Annotated in this window: 10 protein-coding genes; 3 read left to right on the top strand and 7 right to left on the bottom strand. The window is 69.5% G+C overall.

Annotation, left to right across the window (positions count from 1 at the left end):
- Positions 1 to 61: 61 nt before the first annotated feature.
- The 6 genes from H4F99_RS03090 to prmB form a co-directional block, all read right to left on the bottom strand.
- A complete protein-coding gene (locus H4F99_RS03090; protein WP_182668266.1) occupies positions 62 to 730 on the bottom strand; it encodes a phosphoribosylanthranilate isomerase in 669 nt (222 codons plus the stop codon).
- Between the two features lie 4 nt (positions 731 to 734).
- On the bottom strand, positions 735 to 1,535 hold the full coding sequence (gene truA / locus H4F99_RS03085; RefSeq protein WP_182668467.1) for a tRNA pseudouridine(38-40) synthase TruA: 801 nt from the start codon (positions 1,533 to 1,535) through the stop codon (positions 735 to 737).
- Between the two features lie 61 nt (positions 1,536 to 1,596).
- Entirely contained in the window at positions 1,597 to 3,561 is a 1,965-nt protein-coding gene (locus H4F99_RS03080) for a FimV/HubP family polar landmark protein (protein ID WP_182668265.1), read from the bottom strand.
- Positions 3,562 to 3,643: 82 nt separating this feature from the next.
- The gene (locus H4F99_RS03075) at positions 3,644 to 4,660 is read right to left on the bottom strand and encodes an aspartate-semialdehyde dehydrogenase (protein WP_425487985.1); all 1,017 of its coding nucleotides are present in this window, start codon (positions 4,658 to 4,660) and stop codon (positions 3,644 to 3,646) included.
- 139 nt (positions 4,661 to 4,799) lie between these two features.
- A complete protein-coding gene (gene aroC, locus H4F99_RS03070; protein ID WP_182668264.1) occupies positions 4,800 to 5,900 on the bottom strand; it encodes a chorismate synthase in 1,101 nt (366 codons plus the stop codon).
- Between the two features lie 13 nt (positions 5,901 to 5,913).
- Positions 5,914 to 6,852, bottom strand: a complete 939-nt coding sequence (gene prmB, locus H4F99_RS03065; RefSeq protein ID WP_182668263.1) for a 50S ribosomal protein L3 N(5)-glutamine methyltransferase — start codon at positions 6,850 to 6,852, stop codon at positions 5,914 to 5,916.
- A 98-nt stretch (positions 6,853 to 6,950) separates the two neighbouring features.
- Here prmB and H4F99_RS03060 point away from each other — a divergent pair, with 98 nt between their 5' ends.
- On the top strand, positions 6,951 to 7,601 hold the full coding sequence (locus tag H4F99_RS03060) for an SCO family protein (protein ID WP_182668262.1): 651 nt from the start codon (positions 6,951 to 6,953) through the stop codon (positions 7,599 to 7,601).
- Entirely contained in the window at positions 7,598 to 8,443 is an 846-nt protein-coding gene (asd, locus tag H4F99_RS03055) for an archaetidylserine decarboxylase (RefSeq protein WP_182668261.1), read from the top strand. Before H4F99_RS03060 ends, asd begins: the two co-directional genes overlap by 4 nt.
- An 18-nt stretch (positions 8,444 to 8,461) precedes the next feature.
- On the opposite strand, the gene H4F99_RS03050 is transcribed toward asd, so the two are convergent.
- Positions 8,462 to 10,000 (bottom strand): transglycosylase SLT domain-containing protein, encoded by a 1,539-nt coding sequence (locus H4F99_RS03050; protein ID WP_182668260.1) that lies wholly within the window; start codon positions 9,998 to 10,000, stop codon positions 8,462 to 8,464.
- A 158-nt stretch (positions 10,001 to 10,158) separates the two neighbouring features.
- Between H4F99_RS03050 and H4F99_RS03045 the strand changes: the two genes are divergently transcribed.
- A complete protein-coding gene (locus H4F99_RS03045; protein ID WP_182668259.1) occupies positions 10,159 to 11,685 on the top strand; it encodes a helicase HerA-like domain-containing protein in 1,527 nt (508 codons plus the stop codon).
- The last annotated feature ends 105 nt before the right edge of the window (positions 11,686 to 11,790 follow it).

Here is an 11,790-nt window from a genome sequence, read left to right as displayed (position 1 = left end):
GATCGCCGCGCGTTCCGGCCGGGGGAATACGACAGTGTAGCGAAGGAAGGCCGCCCGAACGCTAACCGGCGCGGGTGTCGGCCTCGCGCACGGCCCGGACGAACGCCCGCATCCGCTCACCGTCCTTCAAGCCGGGTGATGCTTCGATTCCGGAGGACACGTCGACCCCCCAGGGCGCGGCCTGCGCGATCGCCGCGCCTACCGTTTCGGGCGACAACCCCCCCGCCAGCAGCATCGGCCGCGACAGGCCGGTGGGAATGCGCGACCAGTCGAAGGACCTGCCGCTTCCACCCGCCTCGCCCGCCGCGTGGCTGTCCAGCAGGAAGCCCGCCGCACCCGGATAGGGACCGAACAGGCGCGCCTCGTCAGCCGGTGCATCGCCCGCCTCCGCGCGGTCGCCCATCGGCACCGCCTTCAGGTAGGGCAGTCCGAACTGCCGGCACCACGCGTCGGGCTCGTTTCCGTGGAACTGCAGCAGGTCCGGTTTCGCGGCTTCGATGACCTTGGCGACGCGCGCCACGGGCGCATCCATGAACAACGCCACCACGCTGACCATCGGCGGCACGGCATGACGCAGCAGTGCCGCCTGTTCGATGCTGATCCTGCGGCGGCTGCGCTCGGCAAACACAAGGCCGACCGCATCCACGCCCAGTTCGCAGGCCAGCCTGACGTCCCCGGGGCGCGTCAGGCCACAGAATTTGATACGGGTCCGGAAATGGGCTCGGTCCATCGCGTCAACGCTCATCCGGGGTGGGCGGCAGGCTCACCTCGGCAGGCAAACCCCAGCTTGCAGGGTACAGCGGATGGAGGAACATCAATCCCCCGGGGGGCGCGGTGGGACCCGCCCGCGTGCGATCGCGCCCTTCCAGCAGCGCGGCGATCCAGCCTTCGGGTTTCTCGCCCCGCCCCACCAGCAACAGGCTGCCGACGATGTTGCGTACCTGGTGGTGCAGGAACGCGTTCGCCTGCAATTCGAACTCGACGACCTCGCCATCGCGGCGAACGGTGATTTCCTGCATGTCGCGGCGGGCATGGGGGGCCTGGCAGTGCACCGTCCGGAATGCCGAGAAATCGTTCTCGCCGATCAGCGCCTGGGCGGCATGATGCATCGCCGCGGCGTCCAGCGGCAGGCGCTCCCAACCGAGGTAGTCGCGCATCAGCGCCGGACGCACGGGACGGTTCAGGAGGCGGTACCGGTACCGGCGCGCGCGCGCGGAAAACCGTGCGTGGAAGTCATCGGCCACGGGCACGCACCAGCGGATGCACACGGACGGGGGCAGACGGGTGGTGGTGCCGAGCATCCAGCCACGCGGATCCCGGTGGACTGGCGTATCGAAATGGATGACCTGCGCGCGCGCATGCACGCCGGCATCGGTACGGCCGGCACATACCGTGCCGATCGGTTGCCCGGCGACGAAAGACAGGGCCGCCTCCACGGACGCCTGCACGGTGGCTTCCTCCCGACGGTCCTCTTCGCCCGGTCGGGTCAGCCGCTGCCAGCCGGAGAACGCGCTGCCGTCGTACTCGACCGCCATCGCCAGTCGCTGGCTTGCAGGGCCGCCGGCCAGGGCCTCGTTCACTGCGTCGTACCGAGGCTCAATCGAGCCCGCGCAGCATCTGCATGGCCTGCTGCCGCGCCGCGAGGTCTCCGTGCACCCGCACCTCGCCGAGCAACTGGCGGGCACTGTCATGGTCGCCCAGGGCGATGTACGCGCGCGCCAGCTCAAGGCGCTCGCTGCCCCCGCCCGTTGCACCGGCGACCGCGCTTGCCGCATCGTCGTCACCCACCCCGGAGGTGCCGGTATGCCAGGCCGGGGTGGCGGCGGTCTCGTCCTCCTCAGCGGCGTCATGCCGGGCTTGGGCTTCAGCTCCACCCGCGCCGCCCGCCGGCAGCCCATTCATGTCGGGGACCGCGCGCAACGGCTGGATCTCAGCGTCCGTCCCGGCATCAGCCTCCGCGGCGTCGTCACGGTCGACAGCGTCGTCGCCTGCGTTGTCGGCAACGTCATCGACCCGATCGTCGTCCTCCCGGGCGACGTCGTGCTCCTCCGCGAGGTCGTCGCTCCGCTCCGCCGGGTCGACACCCACTGCAGCCGCTGGAACCGCACTGCCGGCGGGGAACGCGTCAGCCAACGGGGACCGCGAGGACACGGCGTCGGACGGCGCGCGGAAAACGGCGCGGGCGGGGCGGCGACGCATCAGCAAGCCGGCCACCAGGCCCAGGGCCAGCATCAGGACGCCACCGAGGATCCAGGGCATCACCGGCGCCTCCGCCTGCCCGGTCGCCGCATTCGCCGCCAACTGCTGCTGCGCCGCGGCGAGCTCGCTGTCCTTCAGCTCGATCAGCTGGGCCTGCTTCTGCTGAAGGTCCTCGAGTTCGGACAAGCGGGCCTTCATCTCGGTGATCTCGGCATCGCGTGCCGCGAGTTCTTCGCGTGTCTGCATTTCCTGTCGAAGCATGTCGCCCTCGCCGCCGGCACTGGCGCCGGACTGGTTGCCCGCCTGGGCGGTTTCATTCGCACCCGGCGGGACGATCTCAAGACGCGCATCGGCGACCGCGCCGCCGGCCGTCTGTCCGCCGCCTTCGGCCAACGGAGCACGTTCGCCCCCGTCTACCGCCGCGGGCTGCGGCACCGCCATCCGTCCCTGGCGCCATTGCCGCGTCTGTTCCCGGACGATCGCATTCGCCTCGGCCGCTTCGATGGTGAAGACTTCATCGACGCCGGGCACGCGCAGGACGGCGCCGGCTTTCAAGCGATGCACGTTGCCGTCGATGAAGGCATCCGGATTGGCCTGCAGCAGCGCGACCATGGTCTGGTTCATGCTGAGCCCGCGGACGCCGCGGACTCGCGTGGCCACGTCGGACAAGGTGTCGCCGCGCTCGACCCGGTACTCGTCCCCGGCGATCACCGCAACGGGCCGCGCGGGGCGAGCCGGTGCGGGTGCGGGCGCTGCCGGCACCTGGCCCTCCTCCGCTGTCGGCTCCGCGGGCAGTCCGGCGTCCGCAGGCGCGTCCTCCGAGGCGAGGTCGTCCGGCACCTGCTCCGCGCCCGTGGTCAATGCCGTCTCGGGCGACGGCTCGGACGGGAGCACCTCGCGTTCGATCAGGTTGGGCTGCGACACGACCGGCGCGTCGATCGCGGGCTGCACGGGCGACGAGACCGTGCGGGGAGCATCGAGCAGGGCCGAATACTCACGCACCAACCGTCCCTGCCCCCAGTCCACTTCGACCAGGAAGGTCAGCATCGCCGTGTCAACGGGTTGAGCGCTGGTCACCCGGATGACGGGATTGCCAGCGTCGTCGAGCGCAACCATGAAGCGCAGGTCGGAGACCAGGCCCGCCGGCGGCTCCAGCCCGACGCGGCGGAAGGTGTCGGGCGAGGCGAGCCTCGCCTGCAACTGCTCGAGCTCGGCGGGGTCGCTGGAGATGATCGGGATCTCCGCCAGCAGCGGCTGGTCGATGCGCGAGCGCACGACGATCTCGCCCAGCCCCAGCGCGAAGGCCGTGCCGTGGGCGACCAGCAAGGCCAGCACCAGTGCGAAGCGCACGAGTTTTCTCACGAGCGATCCCGTTTCCATCGTTCCCCTGCCGGCGACTCTAGCCGCCGCCGCCCTTGCCATGCAATGACGGCGGCGACCACGGTCACCCTTCGGCGGCCACCAGCTCGGCGACCTGCACCGCGTTCAGTGCCGCACCCTTGCGTATGTTGTCGGACACGATCCACAGGTTCAGGCCGCGCGGGTGCGACAGGTCGTCGCGGATCCGGCCGACATAGACCGCATCGTTGCCGGAGGCATGGGTCACCGGCGTCGGGTAGCCGCCGGGCTTGCGCTCGTCCACCACCTCGACGCCGGGGGCGGCGCCCAGCAGCGCGCGCGCGCGCTCGACGCTGATCTTGGCCTCGGTCTCGATGTTGACCGCCTCGGAATGGCCGTAGAACACCGGCACGCGGACCGCAGTCGGGTTCACCTGGATGGTGTCGTCGCCGAGGATCTTGCGGGTCTCCCACACCAGCTTCATCTCCTCCTTGGTGAAGCCGTTGTCCTGGAAGTCGTCGATATGCGGGATCAGGTTGAAGGCGATCTGGACCGGGAAGCGCTCAGGCTGCGGGTCCTGGAAATTCAGCAGCGCGCCGGTCTGGCGGCCCAGTTCCTCCATCGCCGACCGCCCGCCGCCCGACACCGACTGGTAGGTGGCGACATTGATGCGCTCGATGCGCGATTCGCGGTGCAGCGGCGCCAGCGCGACCAGCATCTGCATGGTCGAGCAGTTGGGGTTGGCGATGATGCCGCGCGGGCGGTTCGCGACCTGCTCCGGATTCACCTCGCTCACCACCAGCGGCACGTCGTCGTCGTAGCGGAAGGCCGAGGAGTTGTCGATGACGACCGCGCCCGCCGCCGCGAACTTCGGTGCGTACTCCTTCGAAACGCTGCCACCTGCGGAGAACAGCGCGATATCGACGCCGGCCGGGTCGAAGCCCGCCAGGTCCTGGACGATGTACTCGTCGCCGCGGTATTCGATGGTGCCGCCGGCGGACCGCTCGCTGGCGAGGACATGCAGCTGGCTGACCGGGAACCGGCGCTCGGCGAGGATGGCCAGCATGGTCTCGCCCACCGCTCCGGTGGCGCCGACGACCGCGACATTGAATCTCTTGCTCATGGCTGTGATGTCCTTGGAATCGTGTTGGGCCACGTGGCGGCGGGGTCCCATCGGGTATCCCGCTCGAGCCCGTGGCTCGGGAATGGGGCGGGTCCGGGCGGCGCAGTCTGGCGCATCATGCGCCTTGCACGACTGGCCGCTATCGTTTTTTCGCCGGGATCCGCGGCGCGACGTCGCCAACGTCGCCGCACTGGGCGCGGTGGCGCATCGCCTGGTCCATCAGCACCAGTGCGACCATGGCTTCGCAGATCGGGATCGCGCGGATGCCGACGCAGGGATCGTGGCGCCCGGTCGTGACGATCTCGACCACGTTGCCGTGGATGTCGACGCCGTCCGTCGGCAGGCGAAGGCTGGAGGTCGGCTTGAACGCCACCGAGCAGCGCAGGTCCTGGCCGCTGCTAATGCCGCCGAGGACGCCGCCGGCGTGATTGCTCTCGAATCCGGCGGGACTGGCGACGTCGCGATGTTCGCTGCCGGTCTGGGCCACCGAGGCGAAGCCGTCGCCGATCTCGACGCCCTTCACCGCATTGATGCTCATCAGCGCCGCGGCCAGCTCCGCATCGAGCTTGCCGTAGATGGGCGCGCCCCAACCGGGCGGGACGCCCTCGGCGACCACGTCCACGCGCGCTCCGACCGAATCACCGGACTTGCGCAGCGCGTCCATGTAGGCCTCCAGTTCGGGCACCTGCGCGGCGTCCGGCCAGAAGAACGGGTTGCCTTCGACGACGCCGAGGTCGGTCGCGGCGGGCGTTACCGTGCCCAGTTGCGACAGCCAGCCCTGGATGCGGACGCCGTGGCGCTCGGCCAGCCATTTCTTCGCGATCACGCCGGCCGCGACACGCATCGTGGTCTCGCGCGCGGACGAACGCCCGCCGCCGCGCGGGTCGCGGATGCCGTACTTCTGCCAGTAGGTGTAGTCGGCGTGGCCGGGCCGGAACTGTTCGGCGATGCGGCTGTAGTCCTGGCTGCGCGCATCCGTGTTGCGGATCAGCAGGCCGATCGGCGTTCCCGTGGTGACGCCCTCGTAGACCCCGGACAGGATCTCGATGTCGTCGGCCTCGCGGCGCGCCGAGGTATGCCGGGTCTTGCCGGTGGCGCGGCGGTCGAGGTCGCGCCTGAAGTCTTCCGGCGCGAGCGCGATGCCGGGCGGGCACCCATCGACCACGCACCCGATCGCCGGCCCGTGGCTCTCGCCAAAGGTCGTGACACGGAGCAGGCGGCCGAAGCTGTTGTCGGACATCGCGCCTTCGCCCTCAGCCGCGCGCGGCGGCCAGCGCGCGGATCCGGTCGTGGTGCTCGACGAGATCGTGGCGTTCGACGACGAAGATGCCCATTTGCCCGACCTTGAACTCGACCCAGGCCATCGGGACCTCGGGCAGCAGCTCGACCAGCGCGCGTTCGGCCTCGCCGACCTCGCAGATCAGCAGGCCCTGCTCGCTGAGGTGGTCCGGAGCGTCGCGCATGATGCGCAGGGCCAGGTCGAGGCCGTCGTCGCCGGCACGCAGGCCCAGCTCGGGCTCGTGCGCGTACTCCCCGGGGAGCGCGTCGGTCTCGTCGTTGGTGACGTAGGGCGGATTGGTCACGATCAGGTCGTAGACCTCGCCGTCCAGCGCGGCGAACAGGTCCGACTTCACGAAATGCACGTTGTCGGCATGCAGGCGCGTCTTGTTCTCAGCCGCCAGCGACAATGCGTCATCACTGATGTCGATGCCGGTGACGTCCCAGTCCGGGTGGTAATGGCCGGTGGCGATCGCGATGCAGCCCGACCCGGTGCACAGGTCGAGCGCGCGATGGACCTCGCGCCCGCCCAACCAGGGTTCGAACCCGGACTCGATCAGCTCGGCGATCGGCGAACGCGGCACCAGCGCGCGCGGATCGGACTTGAAGCTCAGGCCGGCGAACCAGGCCTCGCCGGTCAGGTAGGCGGCCGGGATGCGCTCGCGGATGCGGCGCTCGAACAGCGCCAGCACCTTCGCCTTTTCCGCCGTCGTCACCCGCGACTGGCCGTAGACCGGGCTGAGGTCGTGCGGCATGTGCAGGGCATGCAGGACCAGCTGGGTTGCTTCGTCGAGGGCGTTGTCGTAGCTATGGCCGAACGTCAGCCCTGCCTCGGCGAACAGGCTGCCGCCATGGCGGATCAGGTCGACGAGGGTGACCTGTTCGAAGTCGGCGATGAGGGGGCCGGCGCTCATGGGGTGTTCACGAAGGACATGGGGTAGCCGGCGATTATAGCCGCCGTGACGCAGGCCGCACGGCTATGATTGCGTCCGCAACCATAGTCGGATTGCTCATGTTCAACCGCACCACTGCTTATATCCTCATCGCGGCGCTGGCCGCCGGCCTGGGCCTGTGGGCCGCGATCGGCCATTTCGGGCCGTTGACGCCGGCACCCGCGCAACCCGACCTGCAGGCCGTGCGCCTGTTCGATCCGCCGCGCACCCTGCCCGACTTCAAGCTCGCGCAGTCCGACGGCACGCCGCTGGAACGCGCCGAGCTGCAGGGCCACTGGACGCTGGTCTTCCTGGGTTTCACCCACTGCCCGGACGTCTGCCCGACCACGCTGGCCCAGCTGTCGCACGCCCAGAAGCAGTGGGCGTCGATTCCGCAACCGACCCGGCCCCGCGTCCTGTTCGTGTCGGTCGACCCGGAGCGCGACAGCACCGAGCTCGTCGGCAAGTATGCCCACGCCTTCCACGCCGACACGCTGGCCGCGACCGGCACCCTGCCCGACCTGGAGGCGTTCACCACCTCCCTGAGCATGGTGTTCGCCAAGGCCCCGATCGCCGGGGTCGACGACCCGGCCGCCTACACCATCGACCACAGCGCGACGATCGCGGTGCTGGACACCGAAGGGCGCATGGCCGGCCTGCTGCGCCCGCCCTTCGAGCCTGTGAAGATCGCTGCCGACCTGAAGGCACTGACGGGAGTGCCGGCCGAATGAGCCTCGTGACCGCCCTCACCTACGCACTGCCGCACCGCATGCTGTCCTCGATGGCGCGTGCACTGGCGTACTCCGACAACCCGCGCACCAAGCAGTGGCTGATCGACACGGTGACGAGCCGGTTCGGCGTCGACCTCGCCGAGGCCGCGCAGCCGGATCCCACCGCCTACCCGACCTTCAACAGCTTTTTCACCCGCGCGCTCAAGCCCGGCGCGCGCGTCGCCGACGCCGACGCCGATGCGCTGTTGATGCCCGCGGATGGGCGCATCAGCCAGTGCGGTGCGATCGATGGCGACGGGCGCATCTTCCAGGCCAAGGGCCAATCGTTCACCGCCGGCGAACTGCTCGGTGACGAGGCCCTGGCCGAGGCCTTCAAGGGCGGCGTGTTCGCGACGGTGTACCTGTCGCCGCGCGACTACCACCGCGTGCACATGCCCTGGACCGGGACCCTGCGCGAAACCCTGCACGTCCCGGGCCGGCTCTTCAGCGTGGGCCCGGATGCCGTGCGATCGGTGCCCCGCCTGTTCGCCCGCAACGAACGGCTGGTCTGCCTGTTCGACACCGACTTCGGGCCGATGGCCTCGGTGATGGTCGGCGCGCTGCTCGTATCCGGGGTGGAGACCGTGTGGAGCGGCGAGGAGATCCCGGCCTATGGGGATGCGATCACCCGCAAGGACTGGCGCGCCGAGCACGTCCGCCTGGACCGCTTCGAGGAAATGGCGCGCTTCAACTACGGCTCGACCGTGATCGTGCTCTTGCCGCCCGGATGCTTCGACCTCGCCCCCGGCCTCGGCGCCGAAACACCGGTGCGCCTCGGCCAGCGGCTGGCGACCCGGCGCTGAGCGCCGGGCCTGAGCGGCTCAGTTCGCGCAGCCTTCGAGCTTGAGGCGCTGGCCCGGCTGGATGGTGTAGCGCGGAGCCCGGATACCGTTGGCCTGCGCGAGCTGGCGGGTCCCGCACGAAAACTTGCGCGCGATCGAAGAGAGCGTCTCCCCGCGTTCCACGCGGTGGGTCCGGGGCGCGCTGGAGGACGCGGGAACGGGTGCGGCAGGCGAAGGCGACCCCGGACCACGGCGCACGATCGCCTGGTCGACGTTGGACCGGATGAGCTCCTGGGCGAGTTGGGCGCGCGCCCCCTGCGCGCACCAGCGACGATAAAGGCGGTCGATGCGCTGGGTGGCGGCCAGCCGCGTACCGGTCGGCAGCATCGTGTCGGCCTGGTAGCGCGGGTTGAGGTTGCGCAGCGCGCGCATGTAGCCGTCGCGGCTGCCATCGTTGCCCAGGCAGATGGTCAGCTCATAGATGGAACTGGGATGTTCCAGCACCAGTTGGACGGGACGTGCGTCGACTTTCGGGAACTCGATGCCGTACTGCCTGGGATGCAGGAACAGCCAGGCGGCGGCAATGACCATCGGCACGTAATCACGGGTTTCCGCCGGGAACTCGTTGTAGACCGCCTCGTCCCAGAAATCCTGGCCGGGATGTTCGCGCGCGACCCGCCGGGCACGTCCTTCGCCGCCGTTGTATGCGGCGAGCGCCATCTCGATGTTGCGGTTCAACTCGCGCATGCGCTCGTCGAGGTAGGCGACGCTGGCCTCGGATGCGGCATAGGGATCGAAGCGGGTGTCGAAACCCGTGGAATCGCGGCCCAGGCCAAAGCGCTGCCCCGTGGCCGGCATGAACTGCATGGGGCCGGCGGCTCCGGCCCGCGACTGCGCGTGTACCTTGCCGTTCGACTCCTTGGCCATGATCCCGAAGAGCAATGCCTCTGGCAGGCCAGCGCGCTCGTAGTGGGGCCACATCAGGTGGCGCATGTACTGGTAGTTCTCGTAGCTGTTCATCAGCGACGGCCGCATGTCGGTCAGCCACCTGCGGATGCCGGCCTGCACGGCCGGGTTGTACTTGACCATCTCGTCGAAGGCATGGCGCTGGTCGGCCAGCAGGGCGGCCGCATGCGCGGTCTCCGGCACGTCGGCGGCAAGCGGGTCGGACTCGCCTTCGGCGAGCGCCACGTGGTCGGGTTCGGCCACGCCCGGGTCGGGCTGGCCGGCGAAGGGGTCGCGGGCGTCCATGTCCTGCTTCAGCAGCCGCTTGTAGGTCGCCAGCAGGGTCATCGGCGAGCAGCCCCGCTGCTCCGTGCAGTCCGCCAGCACGTCCTCCATGTCCTCCAGCGCGGAATCGCCCTCGGTGATGCCAGCCGGATCGGCGTTCGCCGTCATCACCCGCGCCTCCAGGTAACGGGCCTCGGCCGCGTCCATGCGTTCGGCGAGGGCATCGACCGCCTGCTGGTCGCGTCGAGACAGCGCCTCGGCATCGGTGGGAATGGAAACAAGGGCGGCGAGCACCAGCGAGAGCACGGTCGCCAGGCGCGGCGCCGGAAGAAAAGCAACGTCGGACATGGACTGCAAAAGATGAAGACTGCGTGATCGTGCAGGTTAGCGCCTGCGCCACCCGCCCCACAACCACGCGGACCGTGATCACGGAAACAGCATCCGGTCAGGATGACGATCGCATGCCGGCTGCCACTAGAATCGAATCACCCCATACGGAGCCACGCATGGAACCGATCCTCATTGGCAAGTCCCTCACCCCGCCGGATGCCCTGCCTGCCACGCACGGGCACGTGCTGCTGCCGGCGGCGCTGGGCAATCGACACGGACTGGTGGCGGGCGCCACCGGGACCGGCAAGTCGGTGAGCCTGATGGTGCTGGCCGAAGGATTCTCCCGGATTGGCGTGCCGGTGTTCATGGCCGACGTGAAGGGCGACATCGCCGGCCTGGCGATGCCGGGGACGATGAACGATGGGATCGCATCCCGGCTGGATACGATCGGGATCGAGGACTATGCCAATGAGGGCAGTCCGGTCGTGTTCTGGGACCTGTTCGGCAAGCTCGGCCATCCGGTCCGCACCACGATCAGCGAGATGGGCCCCACCCTGCTGTCCCGCATCCTGGAGCTGAACGACACGCAGACCGGGGTCCTCGAGATCGTGTTCCGCCTGGCCGACGACCGGGGCTTGCTGCTGCTCGACCTGGAGGACCTCCGGGCACTGCTCACCCTGGTCGCCGGTGAGCGCAAGGACATTTCGACGAAGTACGGCCTCGTCTCCACGGCGTCCATTGGCGCGATCCAGCGCGCCCTGCTACGGCTCGAGGGCGAAGGCGCCGGGCTGTTCTTCGGTGAACCGGCACTCGACCTGGCCGACCTGATGCGCACGACCGCCGATGGGCGCGGGGTGATCAATCTGCTGGCCGCGGATGCACTGGTGCTCAAACCGCGGCTGTACTCGAGCTTCCTGCTGTGGCTGATGTCCGAACTGTTCGAGCAGCTGCCCGAGGTGGGCGACCTCGACAAGCCGAAGCTGGTGTTCGTGTTCGACGAAGCCCACCTGCTGTTCGACGACGCCCCCCCGGCGCTCCGCCAACGGGTCGAACAGGTCGTTCGCATCATCCGTTCGAAGGGCGTGGGCGTGTATTTCTGCTCGCAGTTCCCGGACGACATCCCGGACGAGATCCTTGGCCAACTCGGCCACCGCGTCCAACACGCCCTGCGCGCCTACACCCCACGCGACCAGAAAGCCGTGAGGACGGCAGCCGAGACCTTCGTCGCCAACCCTGCGCTGGACGTGGTGGACACCATTTCCCGGCTCGGCACCGGCGAGGCGCTGGTATCGACGCTGCAGGACAAGGGCATACCCCTGCCGGTCCAGCACACGCTCGTGGCACCGCCTCGCTGCCGGATGGGAGCGATCACCGGACCGGAACGCGCGGCCGTGCGTGCGGGGAGCCCGGTGGGCACGCGCTACGACGCGGCCGTGGACCGCGAATCCGCGGCCGAGATCCTGGCGGCGAAAGCTGGAAAGGCCACCGAGGACGCTGGCACCCCCGCCGCCCGCACCCGCGAGGCGGACGATGCCGAGGACGGGGGGTTCGGGCAGGCCATCAAGGATGCGGTTTTCGGCACCCGGCGCCGGCAGGGCATGCTGGAGTCCATGGCGAAGCAGACGGCCCGCACGGTCGGCAGCCGCATCGGCAACCAGATCGTGCGCGGCCTGTTGGGCGGGATACTCGGCAGCAAACGCTGACCTGCCGATGCTGCGGACGCAAATGGCGAGCGGCGCCGCTGGGGTATAGTCCCGCGCTTGCCGGCGGCCCAGCGCCGGACCGATCCAACGCAGGCAGACACCGTC

The organism is Marilutibacter penaei (assembly GCF_014145395.1).
Taxonomy (GTDB): Bacteria; Pseudomonadota; Gammaproteobacteria; order Xanthomonadales; family Xanthomonadaceae; genus Marilutibacter; species Marilutibacter penaei.
The sequence above is the reverse complement of the archived record's forward strand: the minus strand, read 5'-3'. Positions and strand labels throughout refer to the sequence as shown.

Bases quoted from the DNA above. Each gene is read 5' to 3' on its own strand.
- H4F99_RS03090 (WP_182668266.1), bottom strand. From the start codon at position 730: ATGGACCGAGCCCATTTCCGGACCCGTATCAAATTCTGTGGCCTGACG.
- truA (WP_182668467.1), bottom strand. From the start codon at position 1,535: ATGGCGGTCGAGTACGACGGCAGCGCGTTCTCCGGCTGGCAGCGGCTG.
- H4F99_RS03075 (WP_425487985.1), bottom strand. From the start codon at position 4,660: ATGAGCAAGAGATTCAATGTCGCGGTCGTCGGCGCCACCGGAGCGGTG.
- aroC (WP_182668264.1), bottom strand. From the start codon at position 5,900: ATGTCCGACAACAGCTTCGGCCGCCTGCTCCGTGTCACGACCTTTGGC.
- prmB (WP_182668263.1), bottom strand. From the start codon at position 6,852: ATGAGCGCCGGCCCCCTCATCGCCGACTTCGAACAGGTCACCCTCGTC.
- H4F99_RS03060 (WP_182668262.1), top strand. From the start codon at position 6,951: ATGTTCAACCGCACCACTGCTTATATCCTCATCGCGGCGCTGGCCGCC.
- asd (WP_182668261.1), top strand. From the start codon at position 7,598: ATGAGCCTCGTGACCGCCCTCACCTACGCACTGCCGCACCGCATGCTG.
- H4F99_RS03050 (WP_182668260.1), bottom strand. From the start codon at position 10,000: ATGTCCGACGTTGCTTTTCTTCCGGCGCCGCGCCTGGCGACCGTGCTC.
- H4F99_RS03045 (WP_182668259.1), top strand. From the start codon at position 10,159: ATGGAACCGATCCTCATTGGCAAGTCCCTCACCCCGCCGGATGCCCTG.